This is a genomic window from Streptomyces gardneri, assembly GCF_006539185.1.
Lineage (GTDB): Bacteria > Actinomycetota > Actinomycetes > Streptomycetales > Streptomycetaceae > Streptomyces > Streptomyces gardneri.
Window position 1 is genome coordinate 120,721 of sequence record NZ_BJMN01000002.1, and the last position, 18,806, is coordinate 139,526.

Consider the following 18,806-nt stretch of genomic DNA (forward strand, 5'->3'; position numbering starts at 1 on the left):
CCTCCTGTCCTATCGTTGCGGAGCAGGGTGATTCCGGTTCGTGGCCTCGGCGCGAGTCGTGGCTTCGGTACGAGTAAGGACGGCAGGCAATGATGCGGACGAACGACGGAGGACCGCGCCGGATCGTCGTCATCAGCACCGGCGGCACGATCGCCAGCCGCTGGCAGGGCACGGGCTACGCGGCCGACGCCTCCGGCAGCGACGTCCTGGCCACCGCCCCCCTCCCCGAGGGCGTCACCGTCGAGGTCGTCGACCTGTTCAACGTGAACAGCTCGCGCATGACCTCGGCCCACCAGCTCGCCCTCCTGCGGACCGTCCACGAGACGTTCGCCGACCCCGGCGTCGACGGCATCGTGGTCACCCACGGCACCGACACGCTGGAGGAGACCGCCTTCCTCCTGGACCTCCACCACAGCGACGCCCGCCCGGTCGTCCTGACCGGCGCCCAGCGCCCCTTCGGTACGGGCGACGGCGACGGCCCCGGGAACCTGTACGACGCCCTCCAGGTCGCCGCCTCCGTCCGCGAGCTGGGCGTCCTCGTCGTCTTCGACGGACGCGTCCACGCGGCCCGCGGCACCGTCAAGACCCAGACCCTTGCCGCCGACGCCTTCTCGGACCCCTCCGCCGAGCGCCTCGGCCGCGTCGGCTTCTCCCGCGTCGACGTCGAGCGCCTCCCGGAGCGCCCCGCCCCGCTGTCGCTCCCCGACGCCGCGCTGACGGTGACCCCCGGTGCCACCGACCCCGGCGCGACCCCGCTGCCTCGGGTCGACATCGTCACGCACCACGCCGACGGCGACCCGCTCTTCATCCGGGCCGCCCTGGCAGCCGGAGCCCGGGGCATCGTCCTCGAAGCGACCGGCGCGGGCAACGCCACCCCCGAGATCACCGCCGCCGTCGCGGACGCGGTCGCCCAGGGCGCCCTCGTCGCCGTGAGCACCCGCGTCCCCGCAGGCCCGCTCGCCGAGATCTACACGGGCGGCGGAGCGGTCGACCTCGTCGCCGCCGGCGCGCTGCTCACCGGTACGCTCCGGGCCGCCCAGGCGCGGATCGCCGTCCTCGCCGCGCTCCTCGCGGAAGGCGACGGCGCCACGGACCCCGCGCGCCGCACCGCTCTCCTGCGCCGCCTCCTGGAGGGACCGGTCCGGGCGGAGCCCGCGCTCGCCACCGGCGGTTCCCGGTCGGCCTCGGCCGTCGTCACGCGCGCCTGACCCCGAGAGCAGCCGCAGGGGCACTTGGGTGACGGACCGGTCGACCGTCGCCCCGCCCCCAGGCCCCTGACGGGGCCCCGAAACCCCGGCTCGCGGACGGAGTGTTCCCCACCCTCCGTCCGCGAGCCGGAGCCAAGCCACAGGCCGACCGCCACAGGCCGACCGTGGATCACCGGCGGCCGACCGCCGGCCGCCGGCTCCTGGCCGCCATGACCGTCGCCGTCGGCCCCCGGCCCACGGCCGTCGATCACCGACCGTCGGCCCCCTCCCCGCCGCAAGGCCCCGCGCTCCCGCCGGGCCGTGGCGGAGCCGTGCCCCCCCGGCACCCCTCGCGTCCCGCTGACAGCGGGCTTCACCCTCCCCTCCCCAGGACGGACCCATGGTTCCCGCACCCGCCCCGCACCCCATCCCCGTCCGCAGCGAGCACGATCTGCTCGGCGACCGGGACGTGCCTGCCGACGCCTACTGGGGCGTGCACACCCTGCGCGCCACGGAGAACTTCGCCATCACCGGGACGCCGATCTCCGTCTACCCCCTGCTGATCGACGCGCTCGCCGCCGTCAAGGAAGCGGCGGCCCGCGCCAACGAGGAGCTCGGGCTGCTCCCGGCCGACAAGGCCGACGCCATCGCCGGTGCCTGCCGGGAGATCCGGTCCGGCCGGCTCCACGACCAGTTCGTCGTCGACGTCGTGCAGGGCGGCGCCGGTACGTCGACGAACATGAACGCCAACGAGGTCGTCGCCAACCGCGCCCTGGAGCTCCTCGGTCACGCGAAGGGCGACTACGCCCGCCTCCACCCCAACGAGGACGTCAACCTCGGCCAGTCCACCAACGACGTCTACCCGACCGCCATCCGCATCGCGGCGATCGGCGCGGCCCGTGAGCTGCTGCTCGCCATGGCCGTGCTCCAGGACGCCTTTGCCGCCAAGGCGCTGGAGTTCCGCGAGGTCGTCAAGATGGGCCGCACCCAGCTCCAGGACGCGGTGCCCATGACGCTGGGCCAGGAGTTCTCCACGTACGCCGTGATGCTGGAGGAGGACCGCGGGCGCCTCGCCGAGGCCGTCGAGCTCATCCACGAGATCAACCTCGGCGCCACCGCCATCGGCACCGGCCTCAACGCCGCCCCCGGCTACGCGGAGACCGCCCGCCGCAATCTCGCCGAGCTGACCGGCCTGCCCCTCGTGACCTCCGCCAACCTCATCGAGGCCACGCAGGACTGCGGCGCCTTCGTTCAGCTCTCCGGTGTCCTCAAGCGCATCGCGGTCAAGCTCTCCAAGACCTGCAACGACCTGCGCCTGCTCTCCTCCGGGCCGCGCGCGGGCCTCGGGGAGATCAACCTGCCGGCGGTCCAGGCGGGTTCGAGCATCATGCCCGGCAAGGTCAACCCCGTGATCCCCGAGGTCGTCAACCAGGTCGCCTTCGAGGTGATCGGCAACGACATCACCATCACCATGGCCGCGGAGGGCGGACAGCTCCAGCTCAACGCCTTCGAGCCCGTCATCTTCCACGCCCTCTCGAAGAGCCTCCTCTCGCTCCGGGCCGCCTGCCTCACCCTCGCCGAGCGCTGCGTCGACGGCATCACGGCCAACACCGAGGCCCTGCGCGCGGCCGTGGAGAACTCCATCGGCCTCGCCACCGCCCTCAACCCGCACCTCGGCTACACCGCCGCCACGGCCATCGCCCAGGAGGCGCTCGCCACCGGCCGGGGAGTCGCCGAACTCACCCTGGAGAAGGGCCTGCTGCCCGCGCACCGGCTCGCCGAACTGCTCACGCCCGAGCGGCTCACGGGCGCCCCGGGCCCCTCGCTCGCCTGATCGTCCGCTCCGTCGTTCCTCCGGTACGGTGACGGGCTCCGCGCCCGTCACCCGCCAGGAGCCGCCGCATGCCCGCCCACGCCTCCGAAAGCGCCGCCCCCGAAGGCGCCGCTCCCGAGAGCGCCACCGCCGACGGAGCCGACCACGAGGCGGCCCGCCGCGTCGTGCGCATCGTCCGCGAGACCCTCGGTGAGGACGCCGTCCTCGCGGCCTGCCTCCACGGCTCCGCCGTCCTCGGAGGACTGCGGCCCACCAGCGACGTGGACGTCCTCGTCGCCCTGACCCGGCGCACCACCGAGCGGGAGCGCCGCGCCCTCACGGACGCCCTGCTCGCCGTCTCGGGCCGGCGGGCGTACGAGGGCCCCGCGCGGCCCGTCGAGCTGAGCCTGGTCGTCCACGCCGACGTACGCCCCTGGCGCTACCCGCCTGTCTGCGAGTACCTGTACGGGGAATGGCTCCGCGACGACTTCGAGCGCGGCCTCACCCCCGCCCCCGCGCCCTGCCCCGACCTCGCCCCGCTCCTCACCATGGCCCGCGCCGGGGACCTCTCTCTCCACGGCCCCCGTCCGTCCGTGCTCTTCGAGCCGGTGCCGGAGGACGATCTGCGGGCCGCGATCGTCGCGGGCGTACCGGAGTTGCTCGCCGACCTCGACGACGACACCCGCAACGTGCTGCTGACCCTGGCCCGGATCCTCACCACCCTGCGCACCGGCCGGATCCGGTCGAAGGACGCGGCGGCGCAGCAGGTGCTCGGCGAACTGCCCGAGGAGCACCGACCGGTGCTGGCCGCCGCGAGGGACCAGTACCTGGCGGGGGAGTACGGGGACTGGGTGGAGCTGCTGCCCGCGGCGCGGGCCCACGCCGCATACGTAGCAGGGGCGATCAAGAGGGCGTGTCCGGCCTGAAGTTACCCGTCGGTTTCTCGTGACTTCCTCGGCGGGCGGTCGTAGAACGTGTTCCCATTCACTCGCGAGTGAGGAAGATCACATGAGTGAACACCCCCTGTCCGCCCAGGGAATCCACCGCGTAAGCCGCCGCAGCTTTCTCGCGGGAACAGGTTCTGTTCTCGGCGCCGCCGCCCTCGCCGGAACGATCACGACCCCCGCCCGCGCCGAGGTCCCCGGCCTGAACTGCACCCCCATCCCCGACGGTTCCCACGTGCGCGCCCTCGTCATCGGCACCGGCTACGGCGGCTCCGTCGCCGCCCTGCGGCTCGCCCGCGCCGGCGTGGACGTCCACATGGTCGAGATGGGCATGGCCTGGGACACCCCGGGCCCCGACGGCAAGATCTTCGCCAACACCACCACCCCGGACTACCGCTCCTTCTGGCTGCGCACCCGCACCAGGCAGCCGCTGAGCCAGTTCCTCGGCTTCCCGCTCGACAAGGACGTGCCCATCCACACCGGCATCCTCGACGCCGAGGACTTCGCCGGCATCACCGTCTACCAGGGGCGCGGCGTCGGCGGCGGCTCCCTCGTCAACGGCGGGATGGCCGTCACCCCGCTCCGGGAGCGCTTCCCGGAGATCCTCCCCACCGTCGACCCGGCCGAGATGTACTCCACCTACTACCCGCGCGCCAACGCGGGCCTCGGCGTCACCTCGGTGGACGTGAACTGGTGGGAGAACGCGGACTGCTACCAGTACGCCCGCGTCGGCCGCAAGCACGCCCAGCGCTCGGGATTCCCCTTCGTCTTCGTGCCCAACGTCTACGACTGGGACTACATGAAGCAGGAGGCCGCCGGGGCCGTCCAGAAGTCCGCCCTGGCGGGCGAGGTCATCTACGGCAACAACGTCGGCAAGAAGAGCCTCCAGAAGACGTACCTCGCCCAGGCCGCCGCCACGGGCCGGGTGAGCGTCTCCCCGCTGCACAGGGTGACCTCCGTCAGCCCGGCCGCCGCCGGCGGCTACACCGTGGTGGTCGACCAGATCGACACCACCGGCGCGACCCTCGTCACCAAGACCGTCCGGGCCGACCGGGTCTTCTTCGCCGCCGGCAGCGTCGGCACCAGCAAGCTCCTCACCCGCCTCAAGGCGACCGGTGCCCTGCCGTCGCTCAACGAGCACATCGGCAAGGGCTGGGGCGACAACGGCAACGTCATGTGCGGCCGTGCCAACCACATGTGGGACCCCACGGGGAAGCTGCAGTCCTCCATGCCCACCGCGGGCATCGACAACTGGAACGCCGGCGGCGCCTTCGCGGAGGTCGCCCCGCTGCCCACCGGCATCGAGACCTACGCCTCCTTCTACCTCTCCATCACCCGCACCCCGCGCCGCGCCGAGTTCAGCTGGAACCCGGCCACCGGCAAGGTCGACCTGAGCTGGGACCGGGCCTGGAAGCAGACGTCCATCGACATGGCCAAGTCCATCTTCGACAAGATCAACAGCAAGGAGGGGACGATCTACCGCACCGACCTCTTCGGCGCGTACAAGATCTGGGGCGACCACCTCACGTACCACCCGCTCGGCGGCGCGGTCCTGGGCAGGGCGACCGACAACTACGGCCGGCTCCACGGCCACCCCGGCCTCTACGCCATCGACGGATCCCTGATCCCCGGCAACACCAGCGTCAACCCCTTCGTCACCATCACGGCCCTCGCCGAACGCAACATCGAACGGATCGTCGCCGAGGACTTCTGACCTCGCGAACAGCCCTCCAGAACAGCCCGAGGGGCCGGCCGGAACACCGGCCGGCCCCTCTCCGCACCGCTCAGTGCGTCGGCAGCACGCAGACCGTGTCGAGACCGAGGACCCGGTTGAGCCGGCCGAAGGCCAGCCACGAGCCCAGACTCATCGTCAGCTCCACGATCTCCGCCTGGCTGTACCGCGCCGTCATCCGCGCCCAGAACTCCTCGTCGAGGCCGTGGTGGTCCAGCGCGTACCGCTCCGCGTACTCGGCGGCCAGCCGCGTCCGCTCGTCGAAGGTCTCCGAGACCTCCGTCTCCCGCCAGGCCGCGACCACCTCGTCGAAGCCGGCCTCGACCTTCTCGCCGTCCCGGTCGGTGCGCCAGTCCAGGCAGAACCCGCAGCCGTTGATCTGCGCGATCCGCAGCCGCGCCGCCTCGAACTCGCGCAGCCCCAGGGTCGTATGGGCGTACACCGACAGCGAGAAGTTCGCCGCCGCCGTCCCGATCTCCGGGACCATGTCGCCCCACACGTACCCGATCGGCTCCTGGCCCTCGGGAATGTCGATGATCACCGCGGTCTCCTTCCGAGCTTCCCGACCGCCGGCCTCAGCGGTACGTCCAACGCGTCGTACAGTCCCGGCTCCGCCGCCACCAGCCAGTCGATCGCCCCGACGAGCCGGCCCACCGCCGTGGCGTTGCCGCCCGCCGAGCGGTTCTCGCCCTCGTCGGTCGCCGCCACCGTCACCTCGATCCGCGGACTGCCCTCGACGATCACCCGGTGCGCCCCCGCGCCGTCCGGCGGCACCGGCCAGTCCGGCGCGCACGAGGGGTGGATGCGGGTGACGTGCTCGATGACGATCAGGGGCTCCCCGTCGACGATCCCCTGCACCTCGAAGCGGATCGCGCCCTGCGTCCCCGCCTCGAAGACGCCCATCGTCCTCGTCTTCACCGAGGTCTCCAGCGGGCGCCGTTCCATCGTCTCGCGGATCTCGTCGAGCTCGACGCCCAGCGCGCGGGCCATCAGCCGCACCTGGCCGCCCCAGATCATGGTCGGCACCGAGGGCCACAGCATCGGCGGCTCGTACTCCATCGGCCGGCCCATCCCCACCAGCTCCCGGACCGACTCCTCCTGCTCGTACGTCGAGTAGTCGAAGATCTCCTGGCAGCGGATCACGTCCACCGTGGTGCCGAGCCCGCTCACGAGCAGCGGCAGCACGTCGTTGCCCCAGCCCGGGTCCACGCCCGACACGAAGAGCGAACCACCGCCCTCGGCGACCGCCGCGAGCACCGGATCCCGGAACTCGGGCGGCGCGTTGCGCTGGTCGTAGAGCGGATACAGCGCGGGCGTGACCACCACCGCGCCCGCCGCCACCGCCCGCGCCACGTCCGCGAGCGCCCCGTCCGGCCGGGTGTCGCCGGAGGCCGCGTACACCACCGCAGCCGGCCGACCGCCCAGCACCGTGCCGACGTCGTCGTCGGCCACCACCCCGAGGTCGTGGTCGAGCCCGGCGAGCCGGCCCGCGTCGCGGCCGACCTTTGCCGGGTCGGACACGAGGACGGCCGCGAGTTCGAGACCCGGGTGGGCGTCCACGGCACGGATGGCCGCGCGCCCGACATTTCCGGTACCCCACACCACTGTCCGAATCATGCGCGGAGGGTAGCGTCGGGCCGCGAAGGTTCCCATACCCGTGACGAGATGACCTGACGAATCGTCAGGCCGCGGGCTTTCAGGGCAGGCGCAGCGTCACAAAGGGCACCGTGTCGCCCGGCAGGACGTACCGCTCCACCTCCACGAAGCCCCGCGCCAGCGCGAACCGCAACCCCTCCTCGTTCGAGGCGAGGACCACCGTCTCGACCCCCTCGTCGCTCAGCGTCCGCGCGTGCGCGAGCCCCTGCTCGTACAGTGCGGTCCCGAATCCCCGCTCGCGGAAGCCGGGCAGTGTCCGGGCGATGACGGTCGCCGCGGGCGTCTCCTCGTCCGGCGGGCGCACCGTCGAGCAGCCGACCGCGACCTCCCCGAGGTACGCGACGTCCAGCCGGTTCCGCCCCGCCCGTTCGCGCACCTCGTCGAGGGAGAGAACGGCCGTGGGGATGATCGTGTTGTGGACGGTCCGCCAGTCCGCGAGCTGTGCCTCGCTCCGCGCCCGTTCGATACGAAGATCGTTCATCCGGGCAGGAAACCGTGCCGGGCGCGGCCGGTCAACCTCTTTCCCCTCGCAACCGGGTCGTACGCCGAACGGGTGGCGGCGCGGTCCCGGCGGCAGCCCCGACCGCCGAACGGGTACGGATCGCTGCACTGCCCCCGGCCAGGAGGATGCCGTCCCATGCCCGTCCGCAAGGGCGCCCCCGCGCTGCTATACGCCGGCACGCTGTGCGCGGCCCTGCTGCTCACCGGCTGCGCGAGCACCGCCCCGCCCGCCCCCGCACCGTCCACTCCCAAGCCCCCGGCGACCTCTGCCGCCCCGACCCCCGCCGCCGGCGACGCCCGCCCCGAACGAGTCACCCGGATCCCCGGCGTCGGCCCGATCACCCAGGCCCGCGTCCCCGACGGCACCACACAGGTCTTCGTCGTCACCGGAGCCACGGCGGACAGCAACACCGCCATGGCCGTGCTCTACGAGCGGAACGCGGCGGGCCGGTGGAGCAAGACCGCGGGACCATGGGCCGCCCACAACGCACTCCGCGGCTGGACCGCCGACCACGACGCGGGGGACCTGCGCACCCCGATCGGCGTCTTCCGGCTCGGCGACGCGGGCGGGCGGCTCCCCGACCCGGGCGCGCGTCTGCCGTACGACCAGGACGAGGAGTTCGCCATCAGCGGCACCGGCTTCTCCGGCGAGTCCCTCGAAGGCTCCTTCGACCACGTCATCGCCATCGACTACAACCGTGTGCCCGGTCGCACGCCCCTCGACAAGGAGCGGCCGCTCGGCCCCGAGAAGGGCGGCGGCGTCTGGATCCACGTCGACCACGGCGGGCCCACGCAGGCCTGCATCGCTCTGGAACGCGGCACGCTGCGCGAGCTCCTCGTCGCCCTCGACCCCGCCCGCGAACCCGTCATCGTCATGGGCCCGGCGCCCGAGATCGCACGCTGAGGACGACCGCGCGCCACCCCGGGGATCCCGGTGAACCGTCACCGAGGGATTCGGGGCCGCGCGCGGTCGTCGTCACCGGAAGCCACCGGGCCCGGTGCACCTGGCGCCCGGAGCTCCCGTGAGCTCTCGGGAGCGGTCAGCCGGCCTCCACCGCCCCGCCACGGAACGAGGCCGTGTGGAGCCGTACCTGCTCCGGTGTCAGATAGGCGTCCGTGTACTCGAAGTCCCGCAGCGTCCCCGCCTTCGCGGCGAGGAACCCGGTCCGTACGAAGTCGTCCCCGGCCGCGGCGTTGAGCAGCCAGTTCGTCATCACCCGGGTCTTGGCCACATTCGTCCGCAGCGCGGACCAGTGGTAGGCGCGGGCCACGGCCTGTGCAGGCATCCCGTGCAGCTCCACCCCGAGCGGCTTCGACACCCCGTCCATCCCGCCGAGGTCGACCACCAGGCCCAGGTCCTTGTGGACGTACGGCTGGGTCTTCTCGCCGCGCAGCGTCGCCACCATGTTGTCGGCGAGCGCCTTGCCCTGCCGCATCGCGTGCTGCGCCGTCGGCGGACAGATCGCCCCCTCCTCGCCCTTGGCGAGATCGGGCACCGCCGCCGCGTCGCCGAGCCCCCACACGCCGTCGAGACCCGGCACGGCCATGTCGGGGGAGACGACGAGCCGGCCCCGGAGCGTCTCCGCGCCGAGCGTCCCGATCAGCGGGCTCGCCGCCACTCCGGCCGTCCAGATCAGCGTCCTGCTGGGCAGGACGCGCCCGTCCGTGAGGGTCACCGACTCCTCGTCGACCGAGGCCACCGACACACCGAGCGACACCTCGATGCCCCGGCCGGTCAGGATGTTCATCGCGGCGGAGCCCAGCTTGTCGCCCAGCTCGGGCATGAGCTTCGGCGCGATGTCCACGAGATGCCACTTGATCAACCGCGGGTCGATCCGCGGATACCGCTTGACCGCGTTGTGGGTGAGCAGCTGGAGACAGGCCGCCGTCTCCGTGCCCGCGTAGCCGCCGCCGACCACCACGAAACAGAGCCGCGCGGCCCGCTCGGCCTCGTCGTTGCTCGCGTCCGCGAGGTCCAGCTGGGCGATGACGTGGTCCCGGATGTACACGGCCTCGGCGAGCGTCTTCATGCCACGCGCGTGCTCCGCGAGGCCGGGGATGTCGAAGCTGCGGGTCACGCTGCCGGGCGCGAGGACGAGGTGGTCGTACGGCTCGGTCACGTACTCGCCGGAGATCGTCCGCACCACGACGGCCTTCGCCGCCGTGTCCACCCCGACCGCGCCGCCCGGCACGATCCGCGTGCGGTGTCGCTGGCTGCGCCGGAGCGACAGCGCGACCGACTGGGGGGTGAGCACCCCGGAGGCGACCTGGGGGAGGAGCGGCAGGTACAGCTGGTAGGAGAACGGCGAAAGGAGCGTGATCAGCGCCTCCCGGTCCGTCAGGCGCCGTTCGAGCCGCCGCACGCAGGCCACTCCGGCGAACCCGGCGCCCACCACGAGAATCCTCGGTCGAGTCACGCTGTCCGCCCTTTCGCTGACTATCCGTGCTTCACCCTTTTTATCCCCATTGCGGTGGTATCGCTCCTCGGCGGGGTTCGCTTCGCGGCCGTTCCCGAGGGTCAGAGGACGACGATTCCCAGCGGCCGCGAGCCCGCCGGGAGCCGTCGGGTGTCACCCGAGTCGAGGTCGACGACGGTCAGTCCGTCCCAGTACCCGTCCCGGGTGAATCCGCCGGTCACATAGGCCGTGCGGCCGTCCCGGGACACGGCCACGCTCTCGTGGGGTCCCTCCAGCGGGTAGATCCGCTCGGTGCCGTCGGGCCGTCGGACGGTGAGCGAGGGCCCCTCGTCCACGTCCGGGTCGATCGGGCCCGTGCCCACCGTCAGGAGCGTCCCGTCGGCGGTCACCGCGGTGCCGTGCTGGTGCGTGTCGGCCGTCATCGGTTCGATCGTCGTCCGGCCCGTCCGGGGATCGACGACCGCGAGCCGCTCACCCTCGAAGGGCAGCAGCAGCTTGCCGTCCGAGGGCCGCACGGCCGCGTAGTGCGGCTTGAGCCACGAACCGAGACCACCCTCCGTCCCGTAGGGGGCGACCTCCACGCGCCGCGGGCTCAGCGACCCCGCCGCGACGACCGTGACGTCGAAGGAGTCGTGGTTCGTCACGTACACCTCGGCGCCGTCCCGTGACACGTCGACGTCGAAGGGGCGCCGCCCGACGGGCACCGTGTCCGTGAACCGCAGGCTCGTCGTGTCGAGGACCTCCAGCGTGCCGTTCCCCCCGGGCACGTTGACCCCGACGTACACCCGCCGTCCGTCCGGCGCGAGCGCGATGCCCATGCCGCCGCCCCGGTACTCGCCGGTGGTCGCGGGGCCGCTGTCCGTCCGGTACGGGACGAGGGCCAGCCGCTCCCGGCGCTCCGTGTCCACGACCGCCACCCCCTCGGCCGTCGCCACCCAGGCCCGGCCGTCGGAGCCGAGGACGAGACCGTACGGAGCGGTGCCGACCTTCACGGAACCCGTGGCTCCACGCTCGGGGTCGACGAAGGTGACGGTGTCCGAGCCGAAGTCGGTCACGAGTAGCGTGCCCGGAGTTGAGGAGGCCGAGGAGTCGGGCAGGGGCACGGACGCGGAGGGCGCCGGTGTGACGGCACCGGACGCGCCGGTGGCGGGCGTGGCGCCGGTGGACGGCGGGGTGCCGGTGACAGTCGAGGTGCCGGCGGCGGGTGAGGCGCTCTCCGCCGCCCCCGACCCCTGGGCGCAGCCCGCGAGCAGGGCGACGGCCACCGCGCCGGGCACGAGGACCCGGGCGGAGCGGGACGCACGGCGGAATTTCGTCATGGGGAACTCCTCGGTACGGGACACACGCGGACGGCACCACCCGTGAGCGGTCTCCGCGCCTGCCCCGATCCTCCGCCCGCGCCGGGCCCCGCCCGGTCCGCCGCCCGGCCCCGGACCGGCGGTCGGACGGTCGACCCCGGGGTCGACCGATCGGCTGACCCTGCCCCGCGCTCGTACGCCCTACGCCTTGCGCCCCACGCCTACGCCTTGAGGCCGGCCAGGAAGCCGAGGACGCGCCCGACGCACACGTCGGTCGCCTCCGGCGCGAAGGACGCCGAACCGCGCTCCGCGAACAGGTGCGCACTTCCCGCGTAGAGGAACAGCTCGCGATCCTCGGCGTCCGAGACCAGCTCGCGCGCCGCCGCCAGGTCGCCGTCGTCGACGAAGAACGGGTCCTCTTCCATCGCGTGGACCTGGATCGGGAGGCCCTCCGGCCAGACACGGTCGAACGCGCTCTCCGTCACACAGGCGCTCAGCAGCAGGGCGCCCAGGGCTCCGGCCCGGGTCTGCGCCAGCTTCTGCGCGGGCAGCACGCCGAGCGAGAAACCGGCGTACACCAGCTCTCGCGGCAGCGAGTCGGCCGCCCGCACGCCGCGCTCCGTGAGGACGTCGAAGCCGACCTCCTGGGCGTACGCGGCGCCGGCCTCCAGGTCCTCGAACGTCCGCCCTTCGTACAGGTCGGGCACGTGCACCGTGTGCCCGGCCCGCCGCAGCTCGTCGGCGAACGCGCTCACGCCCTCGGTCAGCCCGAGAGCGTGATGGAAGAGCAGTACCTCGGCCATGTGGTCATCCCCTGTTCGCCGTACGGGGCCCGTCCGAACCGGCACGGGCCTAACGGACCCATCGTGACCTACGGCACTGACAATGCCCGGACCGCAGAGGGGCCGGGCACGGAACCCCGGAGGGCGTCGGCGGGATGCGCTAGCGCATCGGCCGGTGCGGAACGACGGCGGCGCCGGCCTGCACCATGGCAGCGCCCTGCCCCATCGCGGCGCCCTGACCCATGGAACCGCCCTGCCCCATCGGACCACCCTGGCCCATCGGACCGCCCTGCCCCATCGGACCGCCCTGGCTCATCGGGCCACCCTGCCCCATCGGGCCCGCGTGCCCGGCGACGGCCATCTGCGCCCCGACACCGGCGTGCGCGACGCCGCCCTGCGGCCCCGGAACACCCTGCGGCGGCACCTGGATCACCCGGCTGAGGTCCCGCAGCACCTCCTCGGCGACCTGGCGGACGTCAGCCGGAACATCCCCCCGCTCCCGTATGAGCTCGGCGTAGATCGGTGCCGTGCCGTCCGCGTGGTTCATGGGGCTCGCTTCCTTCGACTGCGCCGGTTCCGTCACCGGCGGGGGCGACGGCGAGTCTACGGGGCACCACCGACACGCCCGGGCTCGGGGAGCCCGCCGTCCTGCCCGATCCCGGCCCCCGCAGGGGAATATTGACTGTCCTCCGGGCCGCCTCGCCGTGAGAATGGATCACCGGACCAATGGGAGGGACCCCATGAGCCAGGCGACCCTGACTCTGCACGACCTGATGGCGCCCGAGGAGCTCGACGAAGCCCTCGCGGCCGGGCACATCGCCCGCAAGAGCCACCCCGAGCTGCCGCTGTCGATCTACACGTACACGCGCGCGTGCCAGTACGAACAGCGCTGGAACAGCGCCACCACCCGCTGCCGGGGCCTCGTCGCCGACGACACCACCGGGCGGATCGTCGCGCTGCCCCTTCCCAAGTTCTTCAACCTCTCCGAGCACGCCACGGGCCGCCCCTACGCGCCGCCGCTGCCCGACGAGCCCTTCGAGGTGTACGACAAGGTCGACGGCAGCCTCGCCGTCGTCTTCCACTACGCCGGCCGCTGGCGCGCCGCCTCCAAGGGCTCCTTCACCAGCACCCAGGCCACCTGGGCGCAGCGCCGGCTCGACGCCGCCGACACCTCGGGCCTGACCCCGGGCGTGACGTACCTCGCCGAGATCCTCTACCCGCAGAACCGCATCGTCGTGAACTACGGCGACCGCCGCGACCTCGTCCTGCTCGCCGCCTTCGGCCCGGACGGCACCGAGACGCCCCTCGCCGAGGCCGCGGGCCCCTGGGGCCCCATCGGCTCCGTCGTCCGCGTCTGGCCCGCCATGACCGTCTCGGAGCTCGTCGCCCTGACCGAGTCCAACACCCTCCCGGGCGGCGCCCCGGCCACCGGCACCGACGCCGAGGGCTTCGTGCTCCGCTTCGCCTCCGGCGTGCGCGCCAAGGCCAAGATCGCCGAGTACGTACGCCTCCACAAGGTGCTCACCGGCGTCACCGAGCGGGACATCTGGCGCGGCCACGGCATCCAGCGCTTCGCCGCCCTGCCCGCCGCGCAGCTGGCCAACGGCATCGGCTGCTCCGTCGCCGAGGTCGAGGCCTCCGGCGGCAAGCCGCTCGACGCCCTCCTGGAGCAGGTCCCCGACGAGTTCGACGCCTGGGTGCGCGAGGTGATCGCCCGCCTCGAAGCGGCCGCCGCGAGCCGCGAGCGGACCCTCGACGAGGCGTACGCGCGGCTCGCCCACCTCGCGGGCGACCGTGCCGCCTTCGCCCGCGCCGCCGCGGAGGTCCCCGACCGTGCGCTGCGCGCCCTGCTCTTCCTGCGCCTGGACGGGCGCCCCACCGACCTCCTCGTCTGGCGCCAGCTGCGCCCCGAGGCCACCGACCCCTTCACTCACGACGAGGAGAACTGACCGTGCCTGTGGTCCATGTCATGACCGGCCTCCCGGCCTCCGGGAAGACGACGGCCGCCCGAGCCCTCCAGGCCGAGGCCGAGGGCCGGGTGCGCCGCGTCAACCTCGACGACCTGCGGACCATGCTCGACGTGCCCGCCCCCGAGCGGGGCCGCTCGCACGCCCACGAGCGGACCGTCCTCGACATCCAGGACGCCGCCGTCCGGTCCGCCGTCGACGACGGCTTCGACGTCGTCGTCGACAACACCCACCTGACCCCGCACATCCCGAAGCGGCTCAAGGCCGCCGTCACCGGCCGGCCCGTCACCTTCGTCGTGCACGACTTCACCGACGTCCCCGTCGACGAGTGCGTGCGCCGGGACGCCGCCCGCGAGCGGCCCGTCGGCGAGGAGATCATCCGGATCCTCGCGGACAAGCACGCCAAGGCCACCCGCGGCGGCTGGCGCCTCACCGCGGAGTGGCTCGGCGACCGGCCCGCCGGCACGCCGTACGTCGCCGACCAGGCCCTCCCGTCGGCGGTGATGTGCGACATCGACGGCACCCTCGCGCTGCGCGGCGACCGCGGCCCGTACGACTTCACACGCTGCGACCTCGACCTGCTCAACGTCTCCGTGCGCGACGCCCTGCGCGCCTTCCGGGCCGCCGAGAGCGACCGGATCGTCCTGCTGTCGGGGCGCAGCGAGGACCACCGCGAGATCACGGAGGCCTGGCTCGCCCGCCACGGCGTGCCCTACGACGAGCTGTGGATGCGCGCCTCCGGTGACGGCCGCGGCGACGACATCGTGAAGGCGGAGCTCTTCGACGCCCATGTGCGCCACCGCTACGCGGTCCGCGTCTCCCTCGACGACCGCGACCGCGTCGTCGCCCTCTGGCGTCGCATGGGCCTGCCCACCTGGCAGGTCAACTACGGCAACTTCTGACCGGCCGACCGGGGGCGGGGCCGCCCGTCCCCGGGGCCGTGTCAGGATCGTGGGATGGTGGAAAAGATCATCGCGGCGTGCGACGGCGCGTCCAAGGGAAACCCCGGCCCCGCGGCCTGGGCCTGGGTCATCGGCGGCATCGACGGATCGGTCGACCGCTGGGAGGCGGGCCCGCTCGGCAGGGCGACGAACAACGTCGCCGAACTCACGGCCCTGGAACGGCTGCTCGAAACCCTCGACCCGGCGGTCCCCGCCGAGGTCCGCATGGACTCGCAGTACGCCATGAAGGCCGTCACGACCTGGCTGCCCGGCTGGCGGCGCAAGGGCTGGAAGACGGCTGCGGGCACGCCCGTCGCCAACAAGGACCTCGTCGTCCGCATCGACGCCCTGCTCACCGGCCGGAACGTCGACTTCGTCTACGTCCCCGCGCACCAGGTCGACGGCGACCCCCTGAACGACGCCGCCGACCGTGCGGCCAGCCACAGCGCCCGTACGCAGGAACCCCTCGGCTCCGCCACCGGCGCCCCGCTTCCCCCGCCCGAACCGGCGACGCGCTCCTCCGCGCCCCGCTCGCGCTCCTCCGCGCCCGCCGGCCCGTCCGGCTCCGCCGGCTCCTCCTCGGCCCGCAGGAGTCGCCCGAACGGCGGCACGCTCAAGGCCCGATTCTCCGGCCGCTGCCGCTGCGGGAAGGCGTACGACAAGGGCGAGACGATCGCGAAGAACGCCGAGGGCTGGGGCCATCCCACCTGCGTCTGAGCGCGTTCACCGTCCGACTGGCGGGCGGCGTCGTCCGCCCCGTGAGACCGCCGAACCCGGGTGTCCGCGAGGCTTCACCCACCCGTGGATCCGGGTTCGTTCCGGGTTCTGTTCTCCGAGCGATTGTGGCTGCATACTGTCCTCCTCGCACCGGTGACGAACCGTTTTACCTGCACGTTTGTCGCTCGCTTGACGTGATCGGCACCCAGCGAGAACCTCCCTCCATGCTGCCGCCGCGGCCCACCCGCGGCGGGAGCTTTCCCTGCCCGTGAAAGACCCGAGGTTCCGTGCCAGTACCTGTTCTCCTGACCGGGCGCACCGTGCGCCTGGAGCCGCTGGCGATGCGGCACGCCGAAGCCCTCGCCCGGGCCGGCGGGGCGGACCGATCGGCCTACGCCTTCACCCCCGTGCCCGACGGCCTGGAATCGGCCCTCGACTACATCGCCCGCGCCCTCGCGGATCAGGCGGCAGGCCGGTGCCTGCCCTTCGCCCTGATCAGTACGGCCGACGAACGAGTCATCGGATCGACCCGCTTCCTCGAACTCGACTACTGGCGGGGCCCCCTGATCTGGCCCCCCGTTCCCGGCCTGCCCCACGGCGATCCCCTGACCGCCATTCCGGACGCGGCCGAGATCGGGAACACCTGGATCGCCGGCGACGCCCGGGGCACCGGCATCAACACCGAGGCCAAGTACCTGATGTTCCGGCACGCCTTCGAGTCCTGGGGCGTCCGTCGCATCACGCTGCGTGCCGATGCCCGCAACACCCGCTCCCGGATCGCGATCGAACGCCTCGGCGCCACCTGCGAAGGTGTCCGCCGGGCCCATTCCCGCGGTCTCGACGGCGCGGTCCGTGACACGGCCTTCTACTCGATCCTCGACGAGGAGTGGCCCACGGTCCGCGACATCGTCGAACTCCGCATGGCGACCCCCCGCCAGGTGCGCGTCCCCCAGGACCTGCTCCCGGCCTGATCCGCCCCGAACCCCGGAAAACCCGCTCCGACGGGCGCTCGCGCCCCCACCGGAGCGGTGGTTCCATGGAAGGGACGGGAAGGACTCGCCATCGAGGACGCGGGGTAGCGGTCGATCACTGACCGTGCACCGTGCAATCAGGATCCGCGAGAAGCGGATGAGTCCTTCCCGCCCCCACCTCGCCCGCGCCTCCACACGCGGCGCCCCCACGTCGGTCGCGCTTCCACGCGCGGCTCCCCTCGCTCAGCCCGCCCCCACGGACAGCGGCCCCACCCGGGACTCCAGCCAGACCGGCAGGTCCAGGAGCCGCACCCCCTCCTGCTCGTCCGGATCGGTCCGCGCGACCAGGCACACCATGTCCCGGTCGCCGCTGTTCACCGGCAGGTGCGGGGTGTCCGCGGGGATGTGCAGGTAGTCGCCCGCCGCGAGCACGACGTGCTCGGTGAGCCCGGGCCCGTGCCAGACCTCGACCTGCCCGGACTCGATGTAGATGGCCGATTCATGGCCCTCGTGCAGGTGAGGCCGTCCCCGAGTCCCCGCCGCCATCACCAGCCTGTGCAGGCACAACCGTTGCGCGCCCACCGACTGCGCGCTGACACCCGCACCGAACACACCCCCCTGGATTCCCTCGTACGACCCGGTCCGGACCACCGTGCACTGCCTCTGATCTGCCATGAGCGCAGTACAACAGCCGACTTCCGGTGTTCGAACAGATCGAGCCGCACCCAGGTGGCCCGGTACGGTGGCCGGGAAAGCGAGCCGCCAAGGGAAAGGGCCGAGTGATCGTGCCGACCGGAACGCCCGACGTACTCCTCCGGACGGAGGGCCGGGCCGGGTTCATCACCCTGAACCGCCCCCGCGCCATCAACGCGCTCACCCACCCCATGGTCCTCGCCGTCGACCGGGCCCTCACCGCGTGGGAGCACGACCCGGCCGTCACCACCGTCGTCATCGAGGGCGCGGGGGAGCGGGGCCTGTGCGCGGGCGGAGACATCCGCGCCATCCACGACGACGCCCGCGCCGGCGGCACGGCGTCCGCGGCCTTCTGGCGTGACGAGTACCGGCTCAACGCCCGCATCGCGCGCTACCCGAAGCCGTACGTCGCCTTCATGGACGGCATCGTCATGGGCGGCGGCGTCGGCGTCTCCGCCCACGGCTCCGTCCGGGTCGTCACCGAGCGCTCGCGGGTCGCCATGCCGGAGACCGGCATCGGCCTCGTCCCCGACGTCGGCGGTACGTACCTCCTCGGCCGCGCCCCCGGCGAGCTCGGCACCCATCTCGCCCTCACCGGCGCCCACATCGGCGCCGCCGACGCCCTCCTCGCCGGCCTCGCCGACCATGTCGTCCCCTCGGCCGCGCTGCCCGCCCTGGCCCGGGACCTGACCCGCCTGCCCGCCGACGAGGCCGTCGCGCGGCACACGGTGACACCCCCGCCCGGCGTCCTGGACGAACAGCGGACGTGGATCGACGCCTGCTACCGCGCGGGGACGGTCGAGGCGATCGTCGAGCAGCTCTTCGAGACCGGCGTCCCGGCCGCCAAGGAGGCCGCCACCACCCTCCTCGCGAAGTCCCCGACCGCGCTCAAGGCCACCCTGGCCACCCTCCGCCGCTCCCGCGCGCTCACGACCCTCGAAGAGGTCCTGGACCTGGAGTTCCGCGTCTCCTGCACGGCACTGACCACCCCCGACCTCGTCGAGGGCATCCGTGCCCAGGTCGTCGACAAGGACCGGGACCCCCACTGGGCGCCGCCGACGCTCCCCGAGGTCACGGACGCGGACGTCAGCCGCTTCTTCACGCCCCCGCCCGGCGGCGACCTCGGCCTGGCGGCCGCTCTTCCGCGCGCCTGACAGCCGCTCTCCACCGCCCCCGAGACCCGGCCC

The 18,806-nt window shown here is 73.1% G+C and carries 18 protein-coding genes; 10 read left to right on the forward strand and 8 right to left on the reverse strand.

Annotation, left to right across the window (positions count from 1 at the left end; translation table 11 throughout):
* The first annotated feature begins 89 nt into the window (after window positions 1-89).
* From SGA01_RS01255 to SGA01_RS01270, 4 genes are all read left to right on the forward strand, one after another.
* On the forward strand, window positions 90-1,208 hold the full coding sequence (locus SGA01_RS01255) for an asparaginase (RefSeq protein ID WP_141292449.1): 1,119 nt from the start codon (window positions 90-92) through the stop codon (window positions 1,206-1,208).
* A 379-nt stretch (window positions 1,209-1,587) separates the two neighbouring features.
* Complete coding sequence (locus tag SGA01_RS01260; protein ID WP_141292450.1) at window positions 1,588-3,021, forward strand: aspartate ammonia-lyase; 1,434 nt, start codon at window positions 1,588-1,590, stop codon at window positions 3,019-3,021.
* A gap of 68 nt (window positions 3,022-3,089) precedes the next feature.
* Window positions 3,090-3,926 carry an aminoglycoside adenylyltransferase family protein gene (locus SGA01_RS01265; RefSeq protein ID WP_141292451.1) on the forward strand — a complete coding sequence of 279 codons (837 nt, stop codon included), beginning with the start codon at window positions 3,090-3,092 and terminating at the stop codon, window positions 3,924-3,926.
* Window positions 3,927-4,008: 82 nt separating this feature from the next.
* Window positions 4,009-5,658 carry a GMC oxidoreductase gene (locus tag SGA01_RS01270; RefSeq protein WP_141292452.1) on the forward strand — a complete coding sequence of 550 codons (1,650 nt, stop codon included), beginning with the start codon at window positions 4,009-4,011 and terminating at the stop codon, window positions 5,656-5,658.
* A gap of 70 nt (window positions 5,659-5,728) precedes the next feature.
* Here the strand turns inward: SGA01_RS01270 and SGA01_RS01275 are convergent, their stop codons facing one another.
* The 3 genes from SGA01_RS01275 to SGA01_RS01285 form a co-directional block, all read right to left on the reverse strand.
* A complete protein-coding gene (locus SGA01_RS01275) occupies window positions 5,729-6,217 on the reverse strand; it encodes a carboxymuconolactone decarboxylase family protein (RefSeq protein WP_141292453.1) in 489 nt (162 codons plus the stop codon).
* Entirely contained in the window at window positions 6,214-7,293 is a 1,080-nt protein-coding gene (locus SGA01_RS01280) for an NAD(P)H-dependent amine dehydrogenase family protein (RefSeq protein ID WP_141292454.1), read from the reverse strand. The genes SGA01_RS01275 and SGA01_RS01280 overlap by 4 nt, the downstream gene beginning before the upstream one ends.
* 79 nt (window positions 7,294-7,372) lie before the next feature.
* The gene (locus SGA01_RS01285; RefSeq protein WP_141292455.1) at window positions 7,373-7,813 is read right to left on the reverse strand and encodes a GNAT family N-acetyltransferase; all 441 of its coding nucleotides are present in this window, start codon (window positions 7,811-7,813) and stop codon (window positions 7,373-7,375) included.
* 156 nt (window positions 7,814-7,969) lie between these two features.
* On the opposite strand from SGA01_RS01285, the gene SGA01_RS01290 reads away from it, so the two are divergent.
* Window positions 7,970-8,737: a hypothetical protein gene (locus tag SGA01_RS01290; protein WP_141292456.1), complete on the forward strand. Its 768-nt coding sequence runs from the start codon at window positions 7,970-7,972 to the stop codon at window positions 8,735-8,737.
* Between the two features lie 136 nt (window positions 8,738-8,873).
* On the opposite strand, the gene SGA01_RS01295 is transcribed toward SGA01_RS01290, so the two are convergent.
* From SGA01_RS01295 to SGA01_RS01310, 4 genes are all read right to left on the reverse strand, one after another.
* Entirely contained in the window at window positions 8,874-10,250 is a 1,377-nt protein-coding gene (locus SGA01_RS01295; protein WP_141292457.1) for an NAD(P)/FAD-dependent oxidoreductase, read from the reverse strand.
* A gap of 101 nt (window positions 10,251-10,351) precedes the next feature.
* Complete coding sequence (locus SGA01_RS01300) at window positions 10,352-11,569, reverse strand: YncE family protein (RefSeq protein ID WP_141292458.1); 1,218 nt, start codon at window positions 11,567-11,569, stop codon at window positions 10,352-10,354.
* A 200-nt stretch (window positions 11,570-11,769) separates the two neighbouring features.
* Window positions 11,770-12,351, reverse strand: a complete 582-nt coding sequence (locus SGA01_RS01305) for a dienelactone hydrolase family protein (RefSeq protein WP_141292459.1) — start codon at window positions 12,349-12,351, stop codon at window positions 11,770-11,772.
* A gap of 139 nt (window positions 12,352-12,490) precedes the next feature.
* Entirely contained in the window at window positions 12,491-12,877 is a 387-nt protein-coding gene (locus SGA01_RS01310; RefSeq protein WP_141292460.1) for a hypothetical protein, read from the reverse strand.
* A gap of 193 nt (window positions 12,878-13,070) precedes the next feature.
* Here SGA01_RS01310 and SGA01_RS01315 point away from each other — a divergent pair, with 193 nt between their 5' ends.
* The 4 genes from SGA01_RS01315 (at window position 13,071) to SGA01_RS01330 (ending at window position 16,926) form a co-directional block, all read left to right on the forward strand.
* The gene (locus SGA01_RS01315; RefSeq protein ID WP_141292461.1) at window positions 13,071-14,279 is read left to right on the forward strand and encodes an RNA ligase; all 1,209 of its coding nucleotides are present in this window, start codon (window positions 13,071-13,073) and stop codon (window positions 14,277-14,279) included.
* 2 nt (window positions 14,280-14,281) lie between these two features.
* Window positions 14,282-15,199: a phosphatase domain-containing protein gene (locus tag SGA01_RS01320; RefSeq protein ID WP_229917686.1), complete on the forward strand. Its 918-nt coding sequence runs from the start codon at window positions 14,282-14,284 to the stop codon at window positions 15,197-15,199.
* Window positions 15,200-15,253: 54 nt separating this feature from the next.
* On the forward strand, window positions 15,254-15,955 hold the full coding sequence (locus SGA01_RS01325; RefSeq protein ID WP_141292462.1) for a ribonuclease H family protein: 702 nt from the start codon (window positions 15,254-15,256) through the stop codon (window positions 15,953-15,955).
* Between the two features lie 287 nt (window positions 15,956-16,242).
* Window positions 16,243-16,926 carry a GNAT family N-acetyltransferase gene (locus tag SGA01_RS01330; RefSeq protein ID WP_141292463.1) on the forward strand — a complete coding sequence of 228 codons (684 nt, stop codon included), beginning with the start codon at window positions 16,243-16,245 and terminating at the stop codon, window positions 16,924-16,926.
* 243 nt (window positions 16,927-17,169) lie between these two features.
* Here the strand turns inward: SGA01_RS01330 and SGA01_RS01335 are convergent, their stop codons facing one another.
* Entirely contained in the window at window positions 17,170-17,601 is a 432-nt protein-coding gene (locus SGA01_RS01335) for a cupin domain-containing protein (protein ID WP_141292464.1), read from the reverse strand.
* 110 nt (window positions 17,602-17,711) lie between these two features.
* Between SGA01_RS01335 and SGA01_RS01340 the strand changes: the two genes are divergently transcribed.
* Window positions 17,712-18,773 (forward strand): enoyl-CoA hydratase/isomerase family protein, encoded by a 1,062-nt coding sequence (locus SGA01_RS01340; RefSeq protein WP_371865967.1) that lies wholly within the window; start codon window positions 17,712-17,714, stop codon window positions 18,771-18,773.
* Window positions 18,774-18,806 lie beyond the last annotated feature (33 nt).

Excerpts from the sequence above, each read along its gene's own strand:
- SGA01_RS01255 (WP_141292449.1), top strand. The coding sequence starts at position 90 with ATGATGCGGACGAACGACGGAGGACCGCGCCGGATCGTCGTCATCAGC.
- SGA01_RS01260 (WP_141292450.1), top strand. The coding sequence starts at position 1,588 with ATGGTTCCCGCACCCGCCCCGCACCCCATCCCCGTCCGCAGCGAGCAC.
- SGA01_RS01265 (WP_141292451.1), top strand. The coding sequence starts at position 3,090 with ATGCCCGCCCACGCCTCCGAAAGCGCCGCCCCCGAAGGCGCCGCTCCC.
- SGA01_RS01270 (WP_141292452.1), top strand. The coding sequence starts at position 4,009 with ATGAGTGAACACCCCCTGTCCGCCCAGGGAATCCACCGCGTAAGCCGC.
- SGA01_RS01280 (WP_141292454.1), bottom strand. The coding sequence starts at position 7,293 with ATGATTCGGACAGTGGTGTGGGGTACCGGAAATGTCGGGCGCGCGGCC.
- SGA01_RS01285 (WP_141292455.1), bottom strand. The coding sequence starts at position 7,813 with ATGAACGATCTTCGTATCGAACGGGCGCGGAGCGAGGCACAGCTCGCG.
- SGA01_RS01290 (WP_141292456.1), top strand. The coding sequence starts at position 7,970 with ATGCCCGTCCGCAAGGGCGCCCCCGCGCTGCTATACGCCGGCACGCTG.
- SGA01_RS01300 (WP_141292458.1), bottom strand. The coding sequence starts at position 11,569 with ATGACGAAATTCCGCCGTGCGTCCCGCTCCGCCCGGGTCCTCGTGCCC.
- SGA01_RS01305 (WP_141292459.1), bottom strand. The coding sequence starts at position 12,351 with ATGGCCGAGGTACTGCTCTTCCATCACGCTCTCGGGCTGACCGAGGGC.
- SGA01_RS01310 (WP_141292460.1), bottom strand. The coding sequence starts at position 12,877 with ATGAACCACGCGGACGGCACGGCACCGATCTACGCCGAGCTCATACGG.
- SGA01_RS01315 (WP_141292461.1), top strand. The coding sequence starts at position 13,071 with ATGAGCCAGGCGACCCTGACTCTGCACGACCTGATGGCGCCCGAGGAG.
- SGA01_RS01325 (WP_141292462.1), top strand. The coding sequence starts at position 15,254 with ATGGTGGAAAAGATCATCGCGGCGTGCGACGGCGCGTCCAAGGGAAAC.
- SGA01_RS01335 (WP_141292464.1), bottom strand. The coding sequence starts at position 17,601 with ATGGCAGATCAGAGGCAGTGCACGGTGGTCCGGACCGGGTCGTACGAG.